Consider the following 25,156-nt stretch of genomic DNA (forward strand, 5'->3'; position numbering starts at 1 on the left):
CTTTCCGTCCGCCCTGTCAAACCTGACTTTCAGTTATCTCAGATGTGGAGGGCCCGCCCATATGCGGCAAGCGTTGCCTCGTGCATCGTTTCCGAGATGGTCGGATGCGGAAACACCGTATTCATTAGTTCGACCTCGGTGGTCTCCAATGTCTTGCCGACGACGTAGCCCTGAATCATCTCAGTCACTTCCGCGCCGATCATGTGTGCGCCAAGCAGTTCGCCGGTCGCTGCGTCGAATACGGTCTTTACGAAACCTTCCGGTTCGCCCAACGCGATAGCCTTGCCGTTGCCGATGAAGGGGAAAGTACCGACTTTCACCGCGAAGCCTGCATCCTTCGCCTTGGCCTCAGTCATGCCGACCGAGGCGATCTGCGGGTGGCAATAGGTGCAGCCGGGAATATTACGGCGGTCGAGCGGATGCGGATGCACATCCTTGTTACCCAATTCCTTCGCGATAGCCTCCGCCGTGGTCACGCCCTCGTGACTGGCCTTGTGCGCCAGCCAGGGTCCTTCCACGCAATCCCCGATCGCCCAGATGCCGGCCACGTTGGTGCGGCCGTAATCGTCCACTTTGACGTGAGAACGCTTGTCACGTTCGATATCAAGCCCTTCCAGGCCAATATTCTCGACATTCGGGACGATGCCGATGGCGACGATCACATGGCTAAATTCCATGATCGCTTCCTTGCCGGCCTTGTCCTTGATCGAAACCTTTACGCCTGCTCCCGTCTTCTCAATGGAGCCGATGCTCGCGCTTGTCATGATCTTCATGCCCTGCTTGACAAGGGCCTTTTCGAGGAACGCCGAGACGTCGGCATCTTCCACAGGGACCACGCGATCCAGCATTTCCACCACGGTTACGTCTGCACCCATGTCATTGTAGAAGCTGGCAAATTCTATGCCGATAGCACCGGAACCAATGACCAACAATTTGCCGGGCATTTCCTTCGGTGTCATCGCATGGCGGTAAGTCCAGATCCGCTCTCCGTCCGCCCTGGCGGTGGGTAGTTCACGCGCGCGTGCACCCACGGCGAGGATGATGTGCCGTGCTTCCAACGTCGCCGCGCCCTTGTCGCCCGTTACTTCGAGCTTGCGGGGCGCGATGAGCTTGCCGGTGCCCATATGCACGGCGATCTTGTTCTTCTTCATCAGGTGCGTAACGCCCTGATTAAGCTTATCAGCGACCCCGCGAGAACGCTTGACCACCGCGGCAAGATCAACGGTGATATTTTCGGCCGCCAAGCCATAGTCCTTGGCGTGCTTCATCTGGTGGAACACTTCGGCCGAGCGCAGGAGGGCCTTGGTCGGGATGCAGCCCCAGTTTAGGCAGATGCCACCGAGCCGCTCCCGCTCAACGATCGCGGTCTTCAGGCCCAACTGCGCGCAGCGGATCGCCGCTACGTAGCCACCAGGGCCGGAACCCAGAACGATAACGTCGTATGAATCTGCCACGCTGCTAAATCTCCTGATCGATAACGCGGGGCTCGCCCGTATCGTCCACCGCAACGAAGGTGAACTGCGCTTCGGTAACCTTTACGGCTGTTTCCTCGTGCCGATGCCGACGCCATGCCTCAATGCATATTGTCATCGAAGTCCGTCCGATTTTCTGCAATTCGCCGTAGACCGAGATTTCATCGCCTACCTTAACCGGATGATGAAACTGCAGCCCATCCATCGCCACGGTAACTGCGCGGCCGCGAGAGCGCCGGGCGGCGATCAGGCCGGCGCCCATGTCCATCAATCCCATCAACCAACCGCCGAATATGTCGCCGTAGGCATTGGCGTCGGCCGGCATGGCGGTTACGCGGATGATCGGTTCACGCGACGTTCCGGCCACCTCAGGCAACCATCCCCAACGGACTTTCGACATATTCCTTGAAGGCCGCCATCAGGCGCGCACCATCGGCCCCGTCGACCGCACGGTGGTCAAAACTGCCGGTGGCGGTCATCACTGTCGCAATGCCCAGCGAACCGTCCGGCATCACCCACGGGCGGTTTTCACCTGCGCCGATCGCCACAATGCAAGCTTGCGGCGGGTTGATGACAGCAGTGAAGTGCTTGATGCCCATCATGCCCATGTTGGAAATAGAGGCGGTGCCACCCTGATACTCCTCAGGCTTGAGCTTGCCTTCTTTCGCGCGCTGCCCCAGATCCTTGGTGGCCATTGCAATTTGTGAGAAGCTCTTGCCGTTCGCGTCCTGTACAATCGGCGTTATGAGCCCACCCGGAATTGAAACCGCGACCGAGACGTCGGCACGCGAATATTTAATCAGTTCATCTCCGGCAAAAGTCACATTGCATTCCGGCACCGCAATGAGGGCGAGGCCCAGGGCCTTCACCAGCATGTCGTTGACCGAGACCTTTATGCCCTGCTTTTCCAGAGCTGCGTTAAGTTCGCTGCGCATCGCCATCAGCTTGTCGAGGCGCATGTCGAGCGTAAGATAGATATGCGGCGCTTCCTGCATCGACTGGCTAAGGCGACGCGCGATCGTCTTGCGCATGCTCGAAAGTTTTTCGACCGTGTGCGGCACGCGACCGTCCAGCAGTGCGCGCGTTTCGGCCGCCATGTCCACCGTCGATGGCTTAGCCAGCGGACCACCGTTAGCAACAGCAGAAGCGGTGACTTTCAACCCAGCCGCACCTGGTTGCACTGCCTCAACGTCAGCCTTGATGATGCGGCCGTTGGGGCCGGAGCCTGCAAGGCTTTCAAGATCGACGCCTTTGGCGGCCGCAAGGCGCTTGGCGAGGGGAGATGCGATCACGCGGCCGTCCTTCGAATTGGAAGATTGCGAACGGGAGGCTTGGGGGACTGTCGAAGCGCTGGACACGGGCGCCGCGGGTTTCGTTTCAGCTTTGGCCCGATCGGACGGGTTGGGAGCCGAGACAGACGATACTGCGGCGGCATCCTCGTCCTCGCCCGTCAGCAACGCAATCACGGTTCCGACCTTTACGCTTTCCGCGCCCTCCGGCACCATGATCTTGCCGATGACGCCTTCGTCAACAGCTTCGAACTCCATGGTCGCCTTGTCCGTTTCGATCTCGGCCATCACGTCGCCGGAACTAACGGTATCGCCTTCCTTCACCAGCCACTTCGCCAGTTTCCCTTCTTCCATGGTGGGGGAAAGAGCGGGCATCTTGATCTCTATAGGCATGGATGCGGTATCGTCCTTGTTATCCTGGGAAGGTTGGACCTGCGCCCTCATTGGACAAAATGGTGCTCTCGCACAAGCGCCCGGCCGGCACTTTTTTCACTTTCTGGATGGCTTGCGCCAAGACTTGATTGGCCTGATAAGTCCTTGCCAAGGGGATAACGGATGCGCGTCTATCTGGTCATCATCGACGAAACCGAAGAGGCATTGATCGCGCTGCAATTCGCGGCGCGTCGGGCGGCCAAGACGGATGGTGTGCTGCATCTCCTGGCGCTGGTGCCTCCTCAGCCTTTCAACGCTTTCGGGGGCGTACAGGCCACCATTGAGGAAGAAGCGCGTGCCCGAGCCGAAACGCTGGTGACTGCGGCCGCGGGCAACCTCATCTCGCAGGGTGGCAAAATGCCGATCATCGCGGTCCGCGTGGGTGAGGATATCAAAGTTGTGCGCGAATACCTGAAGGAACACCCGGAGGTTTCCGCCCTTGTCCTCGGCGCGGCGAAGGAAGGCGGACCGGGTCCCTTGGTGGTGCACTTCACAGGCGCCGGCATGGCGCACATGACCTGCCCCGTTTTCGTCGTTCCCGGCAGTCTGGATCCAACGGCGATCGAGCGGCTGAGTTGATCTGTTGAGGCTTACCGCTTCCGGCGTCCCTGATGTCGGATATTCGCGGGCCGTCCCCGCTTACCGGCCAGATGATCGCCACGTTTCTTGAGCGCCAGGGGTTTTCCGCGCGGCTCTATGCGACCTCCCCCTTCCTGCAGTTCGAACTTGAGCGCGCCTGTCAGCGGGTTCGCCTCCGCAAGCCTTAGCGGAAGGATCTGACCCACCGCATAAGTTGCACCAGTTTCCTCACCCGCCAGCGTGTGCGCTTTTTCGTCATAAGCGAAGCGTTCGTCTCCAAGGGTCGATACCGGCACCAGTCCGTCCCCGCCAAGGCCGACGATGGTCGCGAAGAAACCGAACTTCCGGACACCAGTGATCCGCGTGCTGAACACCTCGCCGACGCGCGCGGAAAGCCAGGCGGCGACATATCTGTCTATCGTCTCGCGCTCAGCCTCCATAGCGCGACGTTCAGCTGCGCTGATGGCTTCGCTGATGCGGCCAAGATCCTCCCGATCACGTTCCGAAAGGCCAGTGGTTGGAGGAAGGTCCCCTTCGGGCCTGGGCTGTTCGAGATGATACGCATCGACAAGCGCACGGTGAACCAGCAAGTCGGCGTAGCGCCGGATCGGCGAGGTGAAATGGGCGTAGGAACCCAGCGCGAGGCCAAAGTGCCCTTCATTGCGAGGACCGTAATATGCTTGAGTCTGGCTGCGTAGCACCGCCTCCATAATCAGCGCCTTCTCACTCTCGTCAGCGATGTCTTTGAGCATGCGGTTGAAAAGGCCGGGCGTAATCACCTGCCCTAACGCAAGCTTTCTGCCGAACGTAGCCAGATAATCCTTGAGCGCGACGAGCTTCTCACGGCTTGGCGGCTCATGGAGGCGGTAGACTACCGGCGCTACCTTGGCCTCCAGCGCCTTGGCGGCGGCTACGTTCGCGGCGATCATGAAATCCTCGACCACGCGGTGCGCGTCGAGCCGTTCGCGAATGGCGATTTCGGCAATACGGCCCTTTTCATCCAGCTTCACGCGCCGTTCTGGAAGCTCCAGTTCCAGTGGGTCACGTTTCGCGCGGGCGGCTGCGAGCGTTTTCCAGCAGGCCCAAAGGTTCTGAAGAACGACGAGATCCACCTGGCCGCCCGCAACCTCTTCAGCATTCCTATCAATTCGTGCTTGTGCTTCCTCGTAGGCGATCACTTCCGCTATCCTGACGATCGCGCGAGTAAAACGCCAGTCAGTCACCCTGCCGCCGCCATCGATCTTTAGATGGCAGGCGATCGCTGCGCGATCCTCTCCCGCGCGCAGCGAGCAGACGTCGGCGGAAAGGACTTCCGGCAGCATCGGCACCACGCGATCCGGGAAATAGACCGAATTGCCGCGCCGCCGGGCCTCGCGATCAATCTCTCCGCCTGGGCGGACGTAAAATGAGACGTCGGCGATGGCCACGAGAGCCTCGAATCCGCCCTGACCATCCGGCTGAGCCCAAATGGCATCGTCATGGTCACGCGCGTCACTGGGGTCGATGGCCACGATGGGCAAGTGTCGCAGATCCTCCCGCTGTTCCTGACTGAGTGGCAAGCGAGCCATTCGTTCGGCCTCGCCAAGAGTATCCTCGGTAAAGACGTTGGGAATGCCATGTTTATGGATCGCGATCAGGCTGAAAGCCTTGGGTGCAAGCGGCTCCCCCAGAACCTGGGTCACTTTCACCGCGGCACGCGCGGAGCGGCCGACCGGCTCGGCCAGGACCAGTTCCCCAGGTTCAGCACCGCCGAGATCCGAGATCGGGGAGGAATTGCGGATGCGTTTGTCCACGGGCGCCAGCCAGGGCTTACCCGCGCCGTCGAACTCCACTACGCCGAGCACCTGCTCGGAACGCAACACCAGCTTCTTCATCGGAAAGGCGCGCCAGCCGGTGGCAGTCTCTTCCGTACGTGAAAGCACGCGGTCGCCCTTCTTGAGCGCGGAGCCCCTGCCCTTTTCCACCAGGCGGATACGCGGCGGCGGGGTCGCATCCTCGGCCTGCCAGGTGTCGGGAACGGCGATGGCCTCGCCTTCATCGATATCGATCACGCGCAGGACAGTGACCTTCGGCAGGCCGCCCATACGATGAAAGGCTGTGCGCTTACCGTCGATCAAACCTTCCTCGGCCATATCCTTGAGCAAGGTCTTGAGCTGGATTTTCTCCTGCCCTTTCAGACCGAACTCGCGCGCGATTTCGCGCTTGCCGGCGGGAACCGGCGAGTTCTGGATGAAATCGAGGATCTGCTTGCGCGTCGGCAGGCCGGGTGCAGGCCGTTTCTTGGAAGGCATGAACCCGCAATGGGACTGAATGTCGCCTATTGCAATGGCGCGGCGCGTCAGAGGTGATCGGGCTCTGGCCCGTAGCGGTTATCCCCATCGCTTGACGGCCAGATACCAAAGACCACGACGGAGAGTGTCGGAAGCCAGCCCAGAGCGCCGCGAAACACGAACTTTGCCTGCTGTGCTCGCATCACCGCCTGCGTGGCTGCGGGATCGTCCAGCTTCATCAACGCGAAAAGCGACCCCATCTCGTTAATCATGCCGATTGCGAGGACGACCGAGAGCAACTGCATCGCTATGGTAGCCGCCGCAACCCAGCCCGGCTTGTCGGAATCGTGCAGCCTTCGCGTGAACGAGGCGGCCAGGAGGACGGTCATCACTAGTGAAAGCAGAACCGACCCCCACATTGAGGATTGCACCAGGCCGCTGATCCCGCCAAGCAAGTGCTGCTGCACGATCATTCCGCTCGCACCCGTGTGCGCCGTATGGAAAGCATCAACCACCATCGCCCCGCCTGCCACAAGCGATAGGCCAAACGAAATCACCATGTGAGCGATGACAAGAAACAGCACGTAGAACCAGAAGGTGGAGCGTGAATCTCTTCCCGAAAAGTTCGTCAAATTCGATAGATTGTACCGGATCGTTTCGAACATCGCGCCCCCCAATTCCCCTTTAATATGCCCTGGCGACGTATATCCTCTCGACCGCGAGACGTCCTGTAAAAATGCACTTTCCAGCCGCCGGTGCAGCGTGCAGCGGCGTGTTGCGCATGGTCAGCTTGATCGCCTTGAGCTTCTGGACAACCTCTTCCAGCTCAGCGCCGGTCGGACGCGACCATTCGACTTCCGCCCAGCCCGGATAACGCTTATCTTCCGCGAAGAAGGCGGCGAGCTCGTCAAAGCTGGAAACCTGTGCGATATGAGCATCGCGCCGGGCTTTCGCTTCCACATAAAGCGCGTCTTGCAGTTCTTGAAGCTCGGCCGCGGCGCGGGTCAGGAACTCCACCTGCGGCATGGCCTGGAAATTGGCCTTGGCCGCCTCATTCCACAGCTTGTCGCGTCGAAGCATGGATATCTGATCCGCCGCAGCATCCCTGCCGCCGATTTCGAGGATCAGCGGCACGCCTTTCTTAACCCAGGCCCAGCGTTTTTGCGTGGCCTTGCCGGGACGCTTATCAAGCAGCACACGCACCGGCTCTCCCAGCACGGACATGCCCGCGAGCACCTTGCGCAGTTCCTCGCAATAAGCCAGCAACGCTTCGTCGTCAGGCGTATCGCGCAGCATCGGCAGGATGACGACTTGGTGCGGCGCCACCGCTGGCGGTACGCGCAGCCCATCGTCATCTCCGTGAGTCATGATAAGACCGCCGATTAGCCGGGTTGAGACGCCCCAACTGGTGGTATGAGCATATTGCTGCGCACCTTCCTTGTCCTGATACTGGATGCCCGAAGCTTCCGCGAAGCCGGTGCCAAGGTAATGCGAGGTGCCGGCCTGCAGCGCCTTGCCATCCTGCATCATCGCCTCAATTGAATAAGTGCCCACCGCGCCGGGAAAGCGCTCATTCTCCGGCTTTTCACCGGCAATCACCGGCATCGCCAGATCGGTCTCCGCGAAATCGCGGTACATTTCGAGAGCGCGCAGCGTTTCGGCCATCGCATCGTCACGATCGGCGTGCGCCGTGTGCCCTTCCTGCCAAAGGAACTCGCTGGTACGCAGGAACATGCGGGTGCGCATTTCCCAGCGCACGACGTTGGCCCATTGATTGGTAAGCAGAGGCAGATCGCGCCAGGATTGCACCCAACGCGCCATCGCAGCACCGATCACCGTTTCCGAAGTCGGGCGCACGATAAGCGGCTCTTCAAGCTTCGCATCGGGATCCGGCGTCAGCCCGCCCTTGCCATCCCCCACCAGTCGGTGATGCGTAACAACCGCCATTTCCTTAGCAAAGCCTTCGACATGTTCGGCTTCCTTGGCGAAATAAGATAGCGGGATGAAAAGCGGGAAATAGCAGTTCGAAACCCCCGCCGCCTTGATCCGGTCGTCCATCAGCCGCTGGATGCGTTCCCATATGCCGTAGCCCCAGGGCTTGATGACCATGCATCCCCGCACCCCTGATTCCTCAGCCATTTCAGCCTCGGAAATGACTTCCTGATACCATTGGGCGAAATCGTCCTCGCGCTTGATCGAGAGGGCGTGGCGGATGGCGGACACGATGTGTTCTTCCTGATTTTGTTGCAGCGGCCGGAGGTGCCTCCTCCGGAGCGCCCCCGCTGACCTCTATTTGCCCAGCGCGTCAAGCCTCTTCTGAATTTCCGCCATCTGCTCGCGCAGGGCCGAAAGGTCGCCGTTCTCGCCAGAGACAGGCGCCTTTGGCTCAGCCTTGTCAGCGCCAGGCATGAAAGCGGCAGAGGCGGCGCGGAACATGGCCATGTTCTGCTCAGCAAGCTTCGCGAGCGGATTATTGCCCAGGCTGTCTTCAAAAGCCTTCGCCAGTTTCGTCTGGTTGGCGCGAAAATTTTCCATCGACGCTTCGAGGTAGTGGGGGATCAGCGACTGCATCGAATTGCCGTACATGCTGATGAGTTCGCGCAGAAAATTTACGGGAAGCATCTGCTCGCCGTTGGATTCTTCCTCCATGATGATTTGTGTCAGGATCGTGTGCGTGATGTCCGCACCGGTTTTGGCGTCGAGAACTTTGTAGTCCACGCCTTCGCGGGTCATCTTCGCGAGATGTTCAAGCGTGATGTAGCTTGACGAACGGGTGTTGTAGAGTCGCCTGTTCGCGTACTTCTTGATGATTACCGTATTGTCTTCGCCAGACGCCGCTTCAGCCATTGCCAATCCCCGTCCTGTTTAGACAGGGATGCTATCATTCCGGCATATCGCGACGCAACACAAATTGCTGCGCAGCAAAAGGCGATTAAGCCCCTAACGGCCGAAGCGATTTCCCAGCAAGGTGAGCAGTTCGTATTGCGACAAGCCGGTCAGGGCTGAGGCTTGGGGCAGCGCGTAATCTGCAGTCACCCAGCCGCCCTCGCCAATATGAGGCGCCTTGCTGAGATCGATCACCGTCATATCCATGCTGACGCGGCCGAGCACCTTAAGTTCCTGCCCGTCCGCATGGAAACGTCCCCTGCCGGACCAGCAGCGCAAATAGCCGTCGGCATAGCCTAAGGCGATAGTGCCTACGCGCATGGCGGTAGGCGCGGTGAATGTGGCGTTGTAGCCCACGGTATCCCCCGCCACGATGTTCCGCACTTGCAAGATCGCGGCTTGCGGCCGCACGACCTGCCGGATCAATCCGCTCATCTCCGCGCGCGGAACGCCTCCGTAAAGGGCGATGCCGGGACGCGTTAGATCACCGTGGAAATCGCTGCCAAGCACGATACCCGCGCTGTTGGCAAGGCTGGAGCGCTGATGCGGGATCACGGCGCGCGCTTCTCGCCAGCGATCGCACTGGAGCCGGTTTAGATCGGTGTCCTCTTCCGCGGATACGAGGTGCGAGAGCAGCACATCGATATCCAGAGACCGCAGGCATTCGTTGCCGATCTCGGCCATCGGCAACCCCAAGCGATTTATCCCGGTGTCAATCATAAGGTCGCAGCGACCGCCGCCGCTCCTCAGCCAACGGCGCGCCTGCTCCAACGAGTTGATGACCGGCTTGATGCCGCAAGAGTGCGCGAAGGCCGCATCGGCGTCCGTGAGCGGCCCATGGAGGACAGAGAGCTTTTCGGGCTCCAGCAAATCCAACACGTCGCCCACCTCGCCCCAATGGGCGACGAAGAAGTCACGGCACCCCGCGGCGCGAAGTACAGGCACCACCTGCCTTGCGCCAACGCCATAAGCGTCAGCTTTGACGGCGGCACCCGCCCGCGCGCGGCCCGAAAGCCGATCAAGCGCTTGCCAATTCGATCGCAAAGCATCGAGATCAATATGCAGCCGCAAAGCGGGCGCAGGAACATCAGGAGACATCATCACCATAATCGCGAGGAGGCCCGCCATGCAGGCCCCAGATCGCCACGAGCAGGGCTATCGCCACAACGGCCCAAGTATACCAGAGACCTTCGTAGGGATTACCGCTCCTGGCCACCATGTAGCTGGAGATCAGCGGCAGGAAGCCGCCGAAATAGCCGGTGCCGATATGATAAGGGATCGACATCGAGCTGTAGCGGATCTTGGGCGGAAACATCTCCGAAAGCAAGGCCGCAACCGGCCCGTAAGTCGCGCCCGACAAGGCCATCAACACCATCAGCATCGCGCCGACCATCAAGGCGTTGCTCATTGTCGGGGTGACTTTATCGACACTGTAGCCAGCGCCGTTAAGCCAGGACTGGAGATGCGCCGTCCGGGCTTTCTTGTTGTTCCAGGGATACGTCCCGAGCGGCATCGCCTTGCCGCCGATTTGCAGCACCAGATGCGGCGCCTTGGAGAGCCGGTACGTCACGCCGGCACCCGTGAGGTCGCCCAATAGCTTGCCGCATTCCGTCCGTTGCTCGGAAGCGAAGGGATTATAATCGCAGTCCGGACCGACCACGAATACGGGCGCCCTTTCGCTGGCAACGGCAAGTCCGGGATTGGCATGAGCGCCGATGGTCCAGAACGCCGGGAACAACAGGATCAGCGTCAGAACGTAGCCCCAGACGATCGGCTTCTTGCGGCCGATACGATCTGATAGGCCGCCGAAGATCACGAAGAAGCTCATGCCCAATGCCGCTGAAATCCCCACGATTACTTCAGCCCAGGTGTCATCCATGCGCATGGCTGCCTTGAGGAAGCTCAAGGCTGAGAACATCGCTGTGTACCAGATCACCGTGAGGCCGGCGGCAATGCCGAACAAGGCTATGAAGATGCGCTTCTTGTTGCCCGGATAAGTGAAACTCTCGACGAAGGGGTTGCCGGCAATCTCGCCTTCCTGCTGCATGGCCCGAAATACCGGGCTTTCCGAAAGCTTGAGGCGCATCCACAAGGAAATCGCGAGCAGGACGACGCTAAGGACGAAAGGAGTACGCCAGCCCCAGGCGTTCCAGATTTCCGCGCTCATCAGCGATTTGCAGCTCAGCACCACGATCAGGCTGAGCACGAAGCCGCCGACCACGCTGGCCTGGATATATCCGGTGAAATAGCCGCGGCGGTTCGGTGGTGAATGTTCCGAGACATATATCGCCGCGCCCCCATACTCCCCGCCCAGCGCAAGACCCTGCAGCACACGCAAAAGCAGGACGATCGCCGGCGCCGCCAGCCCGATCGTGTCAGCGGAAGGGATCAGGCCCACCCCCGCCGTAGCGATGCCCATCAGCGTGACCGTCACCAGAAAAGTATATTTGCGCCCCAGCCTGTCACCCAGAAAGCCGAACAAAATTGCGCCAAGTGGCCGAAAGCCGAAGCCGACCGCGAAGCCGGCCCAAACCAGCAGCGTTTCCAGCGTGGCATTTCCCGATGGAAAGAAGGTCCTGCCGATGATCGCGGCCAGCGTTCCGTAAATGAAGAAATCATACCATTCGAACACCGTCCCCATGGAGGAGGCCGCGATCACCAGTCTGATGTCGGAAACGCTGGGCTCAGGCCCGTGCGGATGCCGGTATGGGTCTGCCATCTCTTCCCCCTCGTGAACTATCTTCCGTAACCGCCTTTAACTGCCCGCTTAAGCGGTGGGAAGCACCAGCATCGCGGCATTCCACGGCAGCATAACGGCGCCATGGCGAGCGGGGTATTCCCGCGCCGCGGCAATGGCGAATAATCCCGGCCAGTCGGGCATGGCGCCCTCGCCCGCCAGCCAAGCCGCTATTGCCGTGCCCGCGACATGGATATCCGGGCCACGGCGGCCTGACGCTGCCTGTGCAAATATGGCTGCTGCCGCCTGTCCGATCGCGCACGCCTGGCTGCGCACCCCTATCCGTTCGATCGTCCCATTCGGAGCCATTTTCAAGCCAAGAGTGATGGTGCTGCCGCAACTCTTTGAGCGCGCCTCTCCACGCAGCGGCAAATCTTCGGTCAGGGGAAAGCGCGCAAGCGCGATGGCGAGCCCCAGGACCTCTGGCGTGTAGAGAACGGCCGTCGACACGCTTAAATCTCGTTGTCCTTGTTTTTGGCCTCGGCCGCGATAGCCTGCTGGCGCCGCTCGGCAACGATCTGGACCAGAGCTTCGCTGCTGGCGTTGATGAATGGATAAGTGCGGGCCTGCGTGATCCAGTCAGGCCGGCCTTCAGGACCCCACACTGTGTCGTAGCCCAGCACCACGACAGAAAACGCAAGAACGACGATGATAATGCCCTTGACGGCGCCGAAGCCGAAACCGAGCACGCGGTCAATCGGCGCGAGCACGGAGGCGCGGCTCATATTGCCTGCCCATTTGGCGACCAGCTTGACCGCCATAAACGGCACCGCCAGCAACAGGACGAAAGCCGTCACGGCCGCGCCCGAAGCTGTGCCGACGTGCGGCTCCAGCCACTCAGTGATGGGGGCATGGAGCATGCGTATGGCCAGAAGCGCGAAAACCCAAGCGCCAAGCGTCAGGACTTCCTGCACAAAGCCACGGACGAAGCCGGTTATGGCGCCCAGCCCGACGAAGAACAGCACGGCGATGTCGAAGCCAGTCATATGCCCTGAGATTTATGCGCCAGAAAGGATGCGGTCAACGAGGTTGGGAAGCATGGAAAGGCTGGTGAATTTCATCTCCTTTTCCGCAGCGGAACCCCCATTCGGGCCAAAGCCTCGTCCGAAGCCGAGCTTCGCCGATTCTCGCTGCCGAATCGATGAATGGGCCACCGGGCGGATTTCCCCCGCCAACGAAACTTCGCCGAACCACACGGCGTTATTCGCCAAGGGTTTGTCGCCCAGGGCGGAGACTAGCGCAGCGGCTACCGCAAGATCAGCCGCTGGGTCTGACAGGCGATATCCCCCCGCGACATTCAGATAGACTTCGGCACTTGAGAAATTAAGGCCACACCGCGCTTCCAGCACCGCCAGCAACATTGCCAATCGCCCGCTGTCCCAGCCCACCACCGCGCGACGCGGCGTGGCGCCGCTCTGCAACCGTACAATCAGCGCCTGGATTTCGACGAGAACCGGCCTCGTGCCTTCCACCGCCGGGAATACCGCGCTGCCCGCCATCGGCTCTTCGCGCCCGGAAAGGAACAGCATGGAAGGATTGCCCACTTCGGCAAGCCCGTCTCCCTCCATCGCGAAGACCCCGATTTCATCCACTGGACCGAAGCGGTTCTTCAAGCTGCGCAGGATGCGATACTGATGGCTGCGCTCCCCTTCGAAACTCATCACCACGTCGACCATGTGTTCCAGCACGCGCGGGCCGGCGATCGTGCCGTCCTTGGTGACATGGCCGACAAGCACCAGCGCAACACCGTTTTCCTTGGCATAACGGATCAATTCGAAGGCGCATCCGCGAACTTGGCTGACAGTGCCGGGCGCACCCTCGATCTGGTCGGAATGCATAGTCTGTATCGAATCGATCACCAGCAGGGCCGGCGGCTCCATCATGCCAAGCGTGGTCAGGATGTCGCGAACGGAGGTCGCGGCGGCAAGTTGGATAGGCGCGCCAGTCAGGCCCAGCCTTTCGGCGCGCAGGCGAACCTGGCCTGCGGCTTCCTCACCACTGATATAGACCGCCTGCCCACCGCTCTTGGCGATATATGCGGAAACCTGCAGCAGCAGCGTGGATTTTCCAATGCCCGGATCACCGCCCATGAGAATTGCCGAACCAGGAACGAGGCCGCCGCCCAGAGCGCGGTCGAACTCGGCAAGACCGCTGGGGCGTCGCCTCGGCATTTCGCCCGGTCTATCAAGCGGCGTGAACTGGATGGCCCGCCCACCCGAGGACAAATCATGCTTGGCTGAAAACACCGTCTGCGGCACATCCTCCGCCAGAGAGTTCCACTCTCCGCAGTCGGCGCATTGCCCCTGCCAGCGCGTAGAAACGCTTCCGCAGGCTTGGCATACATATCGACGCTTGGGCTTTGCCATGGCAGTCGAGTAATGAGAACAGATTGCGAACGCAAGCCTTCTGTGCCGCTTGCTACTCATGCCGCGAACAATATCGCGTCCATCTGCGCAGCGAAGGTCTGGTCCAGAGCCCGAGCGCTGGCATTTCACGCGCCTGTTGATCGTCGCATCGATTGCAGTGGCGTCAGGGGGCACGCTCTGCCAAGCATGGCGCATGCGGCAGAAGGAATTGCGGATCGCGCTCGTCTGTTACGGAGGCGTCAGCCTGGCCGTCTACATGCATGGCGTGACCAAGGAAATCTGGAAGGCCATGCAGGCAAGCCGGGCCTTCTGGTCCGATGAACCCGAGCCCGCCGGCAGCGCCGCTGTCTACCTGCGTTTGCTGCGCCGTCTTGAAGCGGGCGGCAACCTCCGGCTGCGATTGTTGACCGACATTGTCGCAGGTGCCAGCGCAGGCGGAATCAATTCGGTATTCCTGGCCCAGGCAATCCATTCCGGGCAATCGCTCGAGCCCTTGACCGAGTTGTGGCTTGAATGCGCGGATGTCGACGTTCTGCTGGATCCGGCGGCGCGGCCCTGGTCGCGGATCGCCAAGTTCTGGGCGCGCCCGATCGTCTCCTTCCTGCTGCGCCGCCCCGGCAACGCCGTGAGCGCAAGCGTCGCGCCTGAAACGCGTCGTGAAGTGCGGGCGAAGCTGTCACGCCTTATCCGCTCGCGCTGGTTCGAACCGCCCTTCAGCGGCATCGGCTTTTCACATTTGCTATGCCGCGCACTAACAGCCATGTCGCGCGCGCCGGCTGAAAAGCCGTTGCTGCCGGCGAACCATCCGCTCGATCTTTTCGTTACGGCCACTGACTTCAAGGGACATCTAGAAACGCTGCATCTGCATTCGCCGGAAACGGTGATGGAAAGTGAACATCGGCTTACCATCGGCTTTCGAGCCAAGGTGCAGGACTACGGCGGACATTCGCTGGCGCCCATGCCTGAACTGGTGCTGGCGGCGCGCGCCACCGCCAGTTTTCCCGGCGCCTTTCCGCCACTTCAAATCGCGGAGATTGACCGGCTGGCCAACGAAAAGGAAATCGCCTGGCCCGGCCGCGAGGCATTCCTACAGCGTATCATGCCAGAGCATTTGCGACGCGGCGATCTGGATTCAGTCGCGCTTATCGACGGGTCAGTGTTGGTGAATGCACCTTTCGCCGATGCCATGTCTGTGCTGCGCGACAGGCCGGCAACGCGCGAAGTGGACCGGCGCTTCGTTTATATCGATCCCACGCCTGACCATATGGCTGCGGGCATGGAAAAGGGCATTCGCGCACCGGGCTTCTTCCCAGTGATCTTCGGCTCGCTTTCCGCGATCCCGCGCGAACAGCCGATCCGAGACAATTTGGAAGCGTTGGAGCGGGATTCTCGCGAAAAGGCCGCCCTCAGCGACATCGTCAGGGCATTGCGACCGGAGATCGAGGAAACAGTGGAGCGGCTATTCGGTTATACGCTCTTCCTCGACCGCCCCACCCCCAAGCGGCTTGCAGCGTGGCGCGCGAAAGCACAGCAAGCGGCGTTTGAGCAGGCTGGGTTCGCCTATCACGGTTACGCACAGATCAAATTCAGCGGCATCGTGGCCATGCTAGGACGAATGATCTTCGAAGCCGCGCCCGAACTGGCTCTCCCCAACGCAGCTCCGATCCGGACGCGCCTGTTCGCTCAACTGGAGGTGAACGGAATCGACCGGATGAAGGCCCTGCGCGACGCCAGGTCGCCGGCCATGGTGACGTTCTTTCGCGTTCACGATCTGGCCTTCCGCATCCGTCGGCTGCGATTCCTGGCCCGTCAGGTCACGCAGGAGCGGGAGAACGACGAAAGCGTGACGGAGCAGGATCGCGATCACGCCCGCACGGCGATCTATGCCGCCTTGGCAATCTATATCGATCTGGAGCCGATCGCTTCGCTTGGCGAGGATTTCCCTGGCTTAGCCCGCAGTGTTTTCGAAGACGCGGAAACGGTGATTGACCGCGTTGCGCAAAAACGCCGCCTGGTGGATACCGACGAGATTGTTGACGAACTGCTGGCCGAAGCCCTTGTCGAGATGCCGCCACCGCTGCGTCGGCGCGTCCTGCTCGCTTATCTGGGCTTTCCTTTCTACGATACGGTGACGCTCCCTCTACTGCGGGGAGAGGGAATGAATGAGTTCGATCCCGTGCTGGTGGATCGCATCTCGCCCGAGGATTGTCATTTTATCCGGCCGGGGTCGGACACATTGCGTGGCACGGAATTTTATAATTTCGGCGCCTTCTTCAGCCGGGCATACCGCGAGAACGACTATCTCTGGGGGCGCCTGCACGGGGCGGAGCGCATGATCGACCTGATCGCATCAACGCTGAGCAAGGATCACGACTTGCCCGAAGGCGAGCTCAGGCGGTTCCGGCGCGAGGCGGCGCTAGCGGTCCTGGACGAGGAAGAACGAAGGCTACGCGCCGATCCTACGCTGGTGGCGAACATCAGACGGCAAGTCGAAGCGCTATAGCCCTCCCTTTCCCGATCACGGAAAGACTCTCACTCCGTCAGGTCGTTCCACGCATCCTTGATGCGATCGAAGAAGCCCTTTGACTGGGGGCATTCCTCTCCCGTCTCGCTGGCCTGCAATTCGCGCAGCAATTCCTTCTGGCGCGCGGTAAGCTTCGTGGGCGTTTCCACGGCGATCTCAATCACCAGATCGCCACGCCCCCTGCCTTGCAGCACTGGCATGCCGGCGCCACGCTTTCGAAGTTGCTTGCCGGACTGAATGCCGGCCGGAATATCGAGCTGAAGCGTCTCCCCGTCGATGCCGGGAAGCTCGATCGCCCCCCCAAGCGCGGCAATGGTGAACGTGATCGGCACGCGCGTCAGCAACGTGGTGCCGTCGCGTTCGAACATCTTGTGCCGCTTGACGTGGAGAAAGATGTAGAGATCGCCCGGCGGCGCGCCGAACGGCCCGGCCTCGCCTTTGCCGGAAAGGCGAATGCGCGTGCCGGAATCGACTCCCGGCGGAATATCGACCTGCAGCGTCTGCGGCTTATCGACACGCCCCTCGCCGCCGCAAGCCCGACACGGACGCTCGATCACTTCGCCGCGCCCCTGGCAGGTCGGGCAAGTGCGTTCCACCACGAAGAAGCCTTGCTGCGCACGCACTTTACCGTGGCCGCCGCACATGGAGCAGCCGCGCTTGCCGGTGCCCGGTTCCGCGCCCGAGCCGTGGCAAGGCTCGCAGACTTGCGAGACTTCGATAGTGATTTCGGTCTGCTTGCCCCGGAACGCGTCGTCGAGGCTGACCTCCATGTCATAACGCAGATCGGCGCCCCGCCGCGCCTGCTGGCGCCCGCCGCTGCCGAATGCGCTGCCGAAGATCGATTCGAAGATGTCGCCGATGTCGCCAAATTCTGCGCCCATGCCGCCCGGACTGCCGCTCCCCATGCCTTGCTGGAATGCGGCGTGGCCATAGCGATCGTATGCCGCCCTTTTCTGCGGGTCTTTCAGACAATCATATGCCTGACTGATTTGTTTGAATCGGGCCTCTGAATCGCTGCAGCCCGGATTTTTGTCCGGGTGATAGCGCATGGCAAGCCGGCGATAAGCCGACTTGATGCTCTTCTCATCAGCGTCGCGCTCGACTTCCAGAAGTTCGTAATAATCTATCTCGGTCGCTGACACGCGGTATCCCCCACAGACAACCTAACCGCCACCGGTGCGATCAACACCGATGGCGGTTGCGGTTTCATCAGGGCGTTCAGCCCTTGTTTTCGTCTACTTCCGAGAACTCGGCGTCCACCACGTCCTCGGCGCCCTCGGCCGGAGCTTCGGCGCTCTGAGAAGCCGTCGCCTGCTCCTTCTCGTAGATCGCCTGGCCCATCTTCATGGCGACTTGAGTCAGCGCCTGGGCCTTCTCAGTCATGGCTTCCGAATCGCCGCTTTCGATGGCCGCCTTGGCTGCGGCGATGGCCGCTTCCACTTCGGACTTGAGCGCGGCGTCGATCTTGTCGCCGTTCTCGACCAATTGCTGTTCGGTCGCGTGCACAAGGCTGTCAGCGTTGTTCTTGGCCTCGGCCGCCTCACGACGCTTCTTGTCCTCTTCCGCGAAGCGCTCCGCATCCCTGACCATCTGGTCGATATCGGCGTCGGACAGTCCGCCCGAAGCCTGAATGCGGATCTGCTGCTCCTTGCCGGTGCCCTTGTCCTTGGCAGAAACGTTCACGATCCCGTTCGCGTCAATGTCGAAAGTGACTTCGATCTGCGGCACGCCGCGCCGCGCCGGGGGAATGCCCACCAGGTCGAACTGACCGAGCAGCTTGTTGTCCGCCGCCATTTCGCGCTCGCCCTGGAACACGCGGATCGTCACCGCCTGCTGATTGTCCTCGGCGGTCGAATAGACTTGGCTCTTCTTGGTCGGGATCGTGGTGTTGCGATCAATCATGCGAGTCATGATGCCGCCCAGCGTTTCGATACCCAGCGAGAGGGGCGTCACGTCAAGCAGCAGCACGTCCTTGACGTCGCCTTGCAGCACGCCGGCCTGGATCGCCGCCCCCATGGCGACGACTTCGTCCGGATTAACGCCGGTGTGCGGGTCCTTGCCGAAGAAGTCCTTCACGGCCTCGCGCACCTTGGGCATGCGAGTCATGCCGCCGACAAGGACAACCTCGTCGACATCGGCCGCCTTCATCCCGGCATCGGCCAGGGCCTTGCGGCACGGCTCCATCGTACGCTGGATCAGGTCAGCCACCATCCGTTCCAGATCCGAGCGGGTGACCGTCTCGACCAGATGAAGCGGCGTGGTTGCGCCGCCTTCCATACGGGCGGTGATGAAGGGCAGGTTGATTTCGGTCGTGGCCGCGCTCGACAGTTCGATCTTGGCCTTTTCCGCAGCTTCCTTCAGCCGCTGGAGGGCAAGACGATCGTTCTTGAGGTCAATGCCTTCCTTGCCCTTGAACTTGTCCGCGAGGTATTCAACCAGCTTGGAGTCGAAGTCCTCACCGCCGAGGAAGGTGTCTCCGTTAGTGGACTTCACCTCGAATACGCCATCACCGATCTCAAGGATCGAGATATCGAAGGTGCCGCCGCCAAGGTCGTAGACCGCGATGGTCTTGCCATCCTGCTTTTCAAGCCCATAGGCCAGAGCCGCCGCCGTAGGTTCGTTGATGATGCGCAGCACTTCAAGACCCGCGATCTGGCCGGCGTCCTTGGTCGCCTGGCGCTGTGCGTCATTGAAATAAGCCGGCACGGTGATGACTGCTTGAGTCACCGTTTCACCCAGATATGATTCGGCGGTCTCCTTCATCTTCTGCAGGATGAAGGCGGAAATCTGCGAAGGGCTGTAATCTTCGCCGCCGGCATTGACCCAAGCGTCGCCATTCTTGCCCTTAGTGATCGAGTACGGGACGAGTTCCATGTCTTTCTTGGTCATGGGATCGTCAAAGCGGCGGCCAATGAGCCGTTTTACCGCGAAAACCGTATTGTCCGGATTAGTCACGGCCTGGCGCTTGGCGGGCTGGCCTATCAGGCGCTCGCCGTCCTTGGTGAAGGCTACGATCGACGGAGTCGTGCGGGCGCCTTCCGAATTTTCGATTACCTTTGGCTTTCCGCCGTCCATCACGGCGACGCAGCTGTTGGTAGTGCCGAGGTCGATACCGATTACTTTTGCCATTTACCCCATTCCTCACGTCAGTGGTTGACACCGCACGGATGCCTCCCCGGAAGGCAAGGCTGCTTGCACGGCTCGATGACGTTCCAAGTCGTCGGGGGGCGATATAGGAGCGGTTTTTCTTGGAACAAGACCGCCAAGGTGGCATTACCCCGGCGAAATTTCGTATGCCCCGGATCAAGGATGTTCCCGCCGTGAAATCGCTCCGTAACCTCGCTTTTTTCCTGGGCGCTGTTTCGTTTGCAGCGCTGGCCGCATGCCAGGGCTCCAAGACGCCGGCGCCGCAGGAAAGCATGGGGGGCGCCAGCAGCCCAGAAGCCAAACCGGGCATTGCCGCTCATGGCGGAAGGCTTGTCCTGCCCGTCGTTGCAGGACATCCGGCTGCTGTTTATTTCTCGGTACGAAATGACGGTCCAGGCGCGGTCACGCTGGCGAGCATTCATGTCGCGGGAGCAGGCAAGGCGGAAATGCACAAGACGCAAGGCGGCTCGATGAACGCCGTCAAGTCGGTGGAATTGGCGCCGGGGGTAACGATCGACTTTGCGCCGGGCGGATACCACGTCATGGCATTCGATCTCGCCCGGTCCCTCAAGCCAGGCGATACCACGGAACTGACGATGACCTTTTCTGATGGCGACAAGTTGTCCATGCCGCTGCGGATAGAGGCGTTGGGGGATGACATCGGCAGTCACGATATGAGCGATCACGACATGAGCACCCGATCGGAGAAGCCACGCTGACAGCGTCCGGTTACGCCTGTTCGCCCGGCGGCGAACGGCCTTTGACGGCGGGGGAAAAGCAACTGGTGCGGTCCGTGTTTGGCGATGCCGTGAACTGCGCGCCGGTGCGTCTACGCAGGCGGTGCTGGTTCCCGTTGCAGCCGCGTCACACCGTCATGGCGCCGTGCGGGCACCTGCATTTTCATCCTGCCTCCCTTAGCTATCGTGACGATTTTTCAACGGCCACGCCTGACCTCCAAGGCTTGTTCATTCACGAGATGGTTCATGTGTGGCAGGCCCAGAGCAAGGGACGCTGGTATCTGCCACTGATGCGCCATCCCTTCTGCCGTTACGACTACGTGTTGCGACCAAGTCGGCCGCTGGAGCATTACGGGATCGAGCAGCAGGCGGAGATCGTGCGCAATGCCTTCCTGTTTTCCAGAGGTTGGCGTATTTCCGTCGACGGGGCAGCCGAAAGTCACAACGCGATCTTGCCGTTCGTTTCACAATAAAAAAAGGCGTGAGTCTCCCCACGCCCTTTTTTTTGGTGACTGACAAGAGCACTATAGCTCAGCAATCACGGTCCCAATAGCGATAGCCGTCGCGGTCATAACGGTAGCAGCCGTGGTGCTTCTTGACCTGAGAGCCCGCAACCGCGCCGGCCGCTGCGCCGATCGCGGCACCTGTTCCGATACTACCGCCGCTCAGGGCGCCCACGCCCGCGCCTAGCGCGCCGCCGGCCAGGGCACCCTCGCCCGAGTAATTGCTGGCGCAGCCCGCCATGCCGAGCGCGCCCGCAGCGAGAATAGGTAGAATTAGCTTGCGCATCGCACTTCTCCGAAAAATTCCGGTTACTCCGGATCAACGGACAGGCTTGCGTGAGGTTCCGTAGAGGCGAGCAGGCTGTCGACCGCCTGCATCCGGCCGTCCCGCAAGGGAAACCGGACACAGGCGGTCGAGAAGCAGCGGTCAGTCCGGTTTCTTGGCCACGGCCACCATGGCCGGCCGCAGTAGGCGGTCCTTAATCATGTAGCCCGCCTGCAGCTCTTGCACCACGGTGCCCGGCTCGACGTCGGCCGAGGGGACCTCGATCATGGCCTGATGCTGGTTGGGATCAAGCGGCAAGCCGGTGGCAGCGATGCGGCTGATGCCATGCACGGCGAACACCTTGTCGATCTCACGCGCGGTCGCCTCGATTCCGGCGATCAAGCTCTTGAGCTTTTCATCTTCCCGCAATTCCACGGGGATGGAAGACAAGGCGCGCGAAAGATTGTCGGACACCGAAAGGATGTCGCGAGCAAAACCGGTTGCGGCATAAGCACGGGCGTCAGCGATGTCCTTTTCCAGACGGCGGCGCACATTCTGCGTTTCGGCGCGAGCGTAAAGCACGTCCTGTCGCGCGGCGTCCAGATCGTTCGACAAGCGCGCGATCTGATCGTCGATGCCGGACAGCAACTCTTCCGAATCGCGTTCCAGTTCGTTGAGTTCGTCGGGCGCTGATGAAATTTCCGCCTGTTTGGTCTTGTCATTCATGTCGTCAATTGTTCCAGCTATCCGATGAGCTTGCCCAGGCTCCGGGCAGTGAAGTCCACCATGGGGACGACCCGCGCATAATTCAACCGCGTGGGCCCGATAACCCCCACAACACCAACCACTCGTCCCTCGCGGTCACGATAGGGAGACGCGATCACGGAGGAGCCGGAAAGAGCGAACAGCCGATTTTCCGAACCGATAAAAATGCGGGTGGACTGGGCGTTGCGCGCTACGTCAAGCAGATCGGCAATGGATTGCTTGTTTTCGAGATCGTCCAGCAGCGAACGAACGCGTTCAAGGTCCCACAAGGCCGTTTCATCGAGCAAGTTGGCTTGCCCGCGCACGATCAGGATCGGACGCCGCAAGGCGTCCTCGCTCCACACGGCAAGTCCGCGCTCGACCAGATCGCGGCTTGCCACATCAAGGGCCGACTTCCCTGATTCGATCTCGAATCGCGTAATACGGGCCGCTTCCTCCAGCGTGCGGCCGGCCAAGTGAGCGGAAATGTAATTCGAAACTTCATCCAGCGCGCCGGGCGGAAGGCTTTCTGGCAGATCCACCACACGATTTTCCACGGCGCCATCGTCCCCGACCAGCACGGCCAGCGCGCGGCCCGGAGAAAGCGGCACCAACTGCATATGCCGCAGACGCGGCTCGCGCTTGGGCACCATGACCACGCCGGCACCGGAAGAAAGATTGGACAGCAGCGAACTGGTGGCCTCCAGCGCTGCCTCAATCGGGCCGGGCGCGGCGATGCGGCTTTCGATAACGGCGCGCTCCTCCGCCGTCGGCTCAGCCACTTGCATGATCCCGTCAACGAACAGCCTCAGCCCGGCATCGGTCGGAAGACGGCCGGCACTGGTATGCGGCGCTGCAAGCAGACCCAATGCTTCCAGATCCGCCAGCACAGAGCGGATAGAGGCGGACGAGAGATTGATGCCCCCTGGGCCCGCCAGCGTCTTCGAACCGACGGGAGCGCCGGTCGTCAAATAACCTTCCACCACGAGTCGAAAAATCTCGCGGGCGCGGCTGGTCAGTTCGGTGATGGGCAGTGTGGGCATCGTTCCAGGTAATTTAGGCAATGGGCTTGCAGCCTCAAGTCTTATGCGCAAAGGGGCGCGAGGTAATCCACGACCCAATCGACCAAGGGGGGAATTTCCATGCGACCTTCCGGCCGTGCGTCCGACGAAATGCGCACTATCGACATCCAGACCGGCTTCACCAAGCACGCCGAGGGCTCGGTATTGATCTCCTTCGGCGATACGCGCGTGCTCGTCACCGCCAGTGTCGAGGAAAAGGTGCCGCCGTTCCTGCGCGGCAAAGGAGAAGGCTGGGTGACGGCGGAATACTCGATGCTTCCCCGCGCCACGCACACTCGCGGTTCACGCGAGGCGGCGAAGGGCAAGCAATCGGGCCGGACGCAGGAGATACAGCGCCTGATCGGCCGCTCCTTGCGCGCGGTGGTCGACATGAAGAAGTTGGGCGAACGGCAGATCACGCTGGATTGTGACGTGCTGCAGGCGGACGGCGGCACGCGCACCGCTTCGATTTCCGGCGCCTGGGTGGCGCTGCGTCTGGCCGTTGACAAGCTGATGGCAGAAGGCAAACTCAAGGAAGACCCGATCGAAAGCCGTGTTGCCGCAATTTCCTGCGGCATCTGCAATGGCACGCCGGTGCTGGATCTTGATTATATCGAGGATTCCTCGGCCGATGCCGACGCAAACTTCGTCCTGATTGAGGGCGGCAGCATCGCCGAAGCGCAAGCGACCGCGGAAGGCGCCTGCTATGATGAAGAAGGTCTTCTGCGCCTCTTGCGCCTGGCCCGCATCGGCTGCGAAAATATCTTTGCCGCGCAAGCGAAAGCTGTGGGACAATAGCGCGAGGGACTGGACCCTTCCATTTGTGCAGGGATGATAAGATGACCCGCAAACTGGCCGGAAAGCGACTGGTGATCGCCACGCACAATGCCGGAAAGCTCAAGGAAATCGGCGCCCTGCTCGCGCCGTTCGGGATCGAGTGCCTCTCCGCCGGGCAACTCGGTCTTCCCGAACCGGAAGAGACCGGCAAAACCTTTGTGGAAAATGCGCTGCTTAAGGCTCACTCGGCCGCCAAGGCGTCGCAATTGCCGTCGCTGGCCGATGACAGCGGCCTTTCGGTCGCGGCGCTCGGCGGCCGTCCCGGCGTCTATACGGCTGACTGGGCGGAGCGGCAGTGGTTTGAAGGCGATCCCGGTCGCGATTGGTATATGGCCATGGGCAAAGTGGAAGGGCTAGTGTGTGAACAGGGGCCCAACGTCGACCGCTCCTGCCGCTTTTCATGTGTGCTGGCGATCGCCTGGCCGGAGGGCGACGAGGCAGTTTATGAAGGGCACGTGAGCGGCACGTTCTCCTGGCCACCGCGTGGAACTATGGGCTTCGGCTACGATCCGGTCTTCGTCCCGAACGGACGCGACGTCACTTTCGCGCAGCTTGACCCTGAGGAGAAGCACCGCATCAGTCACCGCGCCGATGCCTTTGCCAAACTTGTCGCCGAACAGTTCGGGCCCCGCCCCTGACCGCAAGACAGCTGAGCAGAGCGGGCTTCGCGCCTTACCCCAGTGGCACCCCGGGCAAGTTCTTCGCTGTGCGAATCGTTAGCGAGGTTTTCACGTTGTCAACATTGGGCGCCGAGGTCAGCCGTCCCGTCAAAAATTCCTGGAAGCTTTGCAGATCGCGGCTAACAATCTTGAGGATGAAGTCGATCTCGCCATTCAGCATGTGGCATTCGCGCACCTCTGGCAGTGTTTTCATATGTTCTTCGAAAGCGCGCAGCGCCTCTTCGGCCTGGCTCCTCAAGCTGACCAGTGCGAAGACAGTAATCGTGAACCCCAGCTTCGAAGCGTCGAGATCCGCATGGTAGCCTTGAATAATGCCTGCTTCTTCAAGGCTCCGCACGCGGCGCAGGCATGGGGGTGCGGTCAAGCCCACCCGCTGTGCGAGTTCCACGTTGGTTATCCGCCCTTCAGCCTGCAATTCGGCGAGCAATCGACGGTCGATGTGATCGAGATTTATCATTCATACATTCCCCGGCAGGCCGCCGCCGTGCTGCACGACGGAATTTCCACATCGAAAAGAACGGCGTTATGTAATATTATTGTTCCATAGCGTAATCGTCCCGCTTTGCAACGCCCCCGAGTGAATGCTTTCGATCATCCCCCACTTTGGTACGAGGAAAGCCTTCCACG

24 protein-coding genes are annotated in these 25,156 nt (G+C 61.0%); 6 read left to right on the forward strand and 18 right to left on the reverse strand.

Annotated elements, in window-relative coordinates:
• Positions 1–38: 38 nt before the first annotated feature.
• The 3 genes from lpdA to V7D69_RS01455 are packed head-to-tail and all read right to left on the reverse strand — an operon-like array spanning position 39 to position 3,154.
• Complete coding sequence (gene lpdA / locus V7D69_RS01445) at positions 39–1,454, reverse strand: dihydrolipoyl dehydrogenase (RefSeq protein WP_333604895.1); 1,416 nt, start codon at positions 1,452–1,454, stop codon at positions 39–41.
• A 4-nt stretch (positions 1,455–1,458) separates the two neighbouring features.
• Positions 1,459–1,872, reverse strand: a complete 414-nt coding sequence (locus tag V7D69_RS01450; RefSeq protein ID WP_324062400.1) for an acyl-CoA thioesterase — start codon at positions 1,870–1,872, stop codon at positions 1,459–1,461.
• Positions 1,841–3,154, reverse strand: a complete 1,314-nt coding sequence (locus tag V7D69_RS01455; RefSeq protein ID WP_324062401.1) for a pyruvate dehydrogenase complex dihydrolipoamide acetyltransferase — start codon at positions 3,152–3,154, stop codon at positions 1,841–1,843. Before V7D69_RS01455 ends, V7D69_RS01450 begins: the two co-directional genes overlap by 32 nt.
• A 162-nt stretch (positions 3,155–3,316) precedes the next feature.
• Here V7D69_RS01455 and V7D69_RS01460 point away from each other — a divergent pair, with 162 nt between their 5' ends.
• Entirely contained in the window at positions 3,317–3,772 is a 456-nt protein-coding gene (locus V7D69_RS01460; protein ID WP_324063917.1) for a universal stress protein, read from the forward strand.
• 11 nt (positions 3,773–3,783) lie between these two features.
• Here V7D69_RS01460 and V7D69_RS01465 read toward each other — a convergent pair whose 3' ends face one another.
• The 9 genes from V7D69_RS01465 to radA all read right to left on the reverse strand — a co-directional run bounded on the left by V7D69_RS01465 (position 3,784) and on the right by radA (position 14,031).
• On the reverse strand, positions 3,784–6,063 hold the full coding sequence (locus tag V7D69_RS01465) for a ribonuclease R family protein (RefSeq protein WP_333604896.1): 2,280 nt from the start codon (positions 6,061–6,063) through the stop codon (positions 3,784–3,786).
• Positions 6,064–6,110: 47 nt separating this feature from the next.
• Entirely contained in the window at positions 6,111–6,707 is a 597-nt protein-coding gene (locus tag V7D69_RS01470; protein ID WP_324063915.1) for a DUF805 domain-containing protein, read from the reverse strand.
• 19 nt (positions 6,708–6,726) lie between these two features.
• Positions 6,727–8,265 (reverse strand): proline--tRNA ligase, encoded by a 1,539-nt coding sequence (gene proS, locus V7D69_RS01475; RefSeq protein WP_333604897.1) that lies wholly within the window; start codon positions 8,263–8,265, stop codon positions 6,727–6,729.
• Positions 8,266–8,331: 66 nt separating this feature from the next.
• Positions 8,332–8,889: a polyhydroxyalkanoate synthesis repressor PhaR gene (gene phaR, locus V7D69_RS01480; RefSeq protein WP_324062125.1), complete on the reverse strand. Its 558-nt coding sequence runs from the start codon at positions 8,887–8,889 to the stop codon at positions 8,332–8,334.
• A 93-nt stretch (positions 8,890–8,982) separates the two neighbouring features.
• Complete coding sequence (alr, locus tag V7D69_RS01485; RefSeq protein ID WP_324062128.1) at positions 8,983–10,026, reverse strand: alanine racemase; 1,044 nt, start codon at positions 10,024–10,026, stop codon at positions 8,983–8,985.
• Complete coding sequence (locus V7D69_RS01490; RefSeq protein WP_324062124.1) at positions 10,016–11,647, reverse strand: MFS transporter; 1,632 nt, start codon at positions 11,645–11,647, stop codon at positions 10,016–10,018. The genes alr and V7D69_RS01490 overlap by 11 nt, the downstream gene beginning before the upstream one ends.
• Before the next feature lie 48 nt (positions 11,648–11,695).
• Complete coding sequence (locus tag V7D69_RS01495) at positions 11,696–12,115, reverse strand: iron-sulfur cluster assembly scaffold protein (RefSeq protein ID WP_324062123.1); 420 nt, start codon at positions 12,113–12,115, stop codon at positions 11,696–11,698.
• 2 nt (positions 12,116–12,117) lie between these two features.
• Positions 12,118–12,651: a CvpA family protein gene (locus V7D69_RS01500; protein WP_324062121.1), complete on the reverse strand. Its 534-nt coding sequence runs from the start codon at positions 12,649–12,651 to the stop codon at positions 12,118–12,120.
• Positions 12,652–12,663: 12 nt separating this feature from the next.
• Entirely contained in the window at positions 12,664–14,031 is a 1,368-nt protein-coding gene (radA, locus tag V7D69_RS01505) for a DNA repair protein RadA (protein WP_324062120.1), read from the reverse strand.
• A gap of 193 nt (positions 14,032–14,224) precedes the next feature.
• Here radA and V7D69_RS01510 point away from each other — a divergent pair, with 193 nt between their 5' ends.
• Positions 14,225–16,534 (forward strand): patatin-like protein, encoded by a 2,310-nt coding sequence (locus V7D69_RS01510; RefSeq protein WP_333604898.1) that lies wholly within the window; start codon positions 14,225–14,227, stop codon positions 16,532–16,534.
• 29 nt (positions 16,535–16,563) lie between these two features.
• Here V7D69_RS01510 and dnaJ read toward each other — a convergent pair whose 3' ends face one another.
• Entirely contained in the window at positions 16,564–17,697 is a 1,134-nt protein-coding gene (gene dnaJ, locus V7D69_RS01515; protein ID WP_324062117.1) for a molecular chaperone DnaJ, read from the reverse strand.
• 76 nt (positions 17,698–17,773) lie between these two features.
• The gene (gene dnaK / locus V7D69_RS01520; protein WP_324062115.1) at positions 17,774–19,684 is read right to left on the reverse strand and encodes a molecular chaperone DnaK; all 1,911 of its coding nucleotides are present in this window, start codon (positions 19,682–19,684) and stop codon (positions 17,774–17,776) included.
• 191 nt (positions 19,685–19,875) lie between these two features.
• Between dnaK and V7D69_RS01525 the strand changes: the two genes are divergently transcribed.
• The gene (locus V7D69_RS01525) at positions 19,876–20,421 is read left to right on the forward strand and encodes a copper chaperone PCu(A)C (RefSeq protein ID WP_333604899.1); all 546 of its coding nucleotides are present in this window, start codon (positions 19,876–19,878) and stop codon (positions 20,419–20,421) included.
• 65 nt (positions 20,422–20,486) lie between these two features.
• Positions 20,487–20,912: a vgr related protein gene (locus tag V7D69_RS01530; RefSeq protein WP_333604900.1), complete on the forward strand. Its 426-nt coding sequence runs from the start codon at positions 20,487–20,489 to the stop codon at positions 20,910–20,912.
• Between the two features lie 58 nt (positions 20,913–20,970).
• On the opposite strand, the gene V7D69_RS01535 is transcribed toward V7D69_RS01530, so the two are convergent.
• The 3 genes from V7D69_RS01535 to hrcA form a co-directional block, all read right to left on the reverse strand.
• Positions 20,971–21,228, reverse strand: a complete 258-nt coding sequence (locus V7D69_RS01535; RefSeq protein WP_324062109.1) for a hypothetical protein — start codon at positions 21,226–21,228, stop codon at positions 20,971–20,973.
• 141 nt (positions 21,229–21,369) lie between these two features.
• Positions 21,370–21,933, reverse strand: a complete 564-nt coding sequence (gene grpE / locus V7D69_RS01540) for a nucleotide exchange factor GrpE (RefSeq protein WP_333604901.1) — start codon at positions 21,931–21,933, stop codon at positions 21,370–21,372.
• Positions 21,934–21,950: 17 nt separating this feature from the next.
• Positions 21,951–22,994 (reverse strand): heat-inducible transcriptional repressor HrcA, encoded by a 1,044-nt coding sequence (hrcA, locus tag V7D69_RS01545; protein ID WP_333604902.1) that lies wholly within the window; start codon positions 22,992–22,994, stop codon positions 21,951–21,953.
• A 99-nt stretch (positions 22,995–23,093) separates the two neighbouring features.
• Here hrcA and rph point away from each other — a divergent pair, with 99 nt between their 5' ends.
• Together rph and rdgB are read left to right on the forward strand one after the other, a co-directional pair.
• A complete protein-coding gene (gene rph, locus V7D69_RS01550) occupies positions 23,094–23,810 on the forward strand; it encodes a ribonuclease PH (RefSeq protein ID WP_333604903.1) in 717 nt (238 codons plus the stop codon).
• Positions 23,811–23,851: 41 nt separating this feature from the next.
• A complete protein-coding gene (gene rdgB, locus V7D69_RS01555) occupies positions 23,852–24,487 on the forward strand; it encodes an RdgB/HAM1 family non-canonical purine NTP pyrophosphatase (RefSeq protein ID WP_324062101.1) in 636 nt (211 codons plus the stop codon).
• Between the two features lie 34 nt (positions 24,488–24,521).
• Here the strand turns inward: rdgB and V7D69_RS01560 are convergent, their stop codons facing one another.
• Positions 24,522–24,986, reverse strand: coding sequence for an Lrp/AsnC family transcriptional regulator (locus V7D69_RS01560; protein ID WP_324062099.1), 465 nt, complete (start codon positions 24,984–24,986; stop codon positions 24,522–24,524).
• Positions 24,987–25,156: the final 170 nt, after the last annotated feature.

The organism is Novosphingobium sp., from assembly GCF_036733805.1.
GTDB lineage: Bacteria > Pseudomonadota > Alphaproteobacteria > Sphingomonadales > Sphingomonadaceae > Novosphingobium.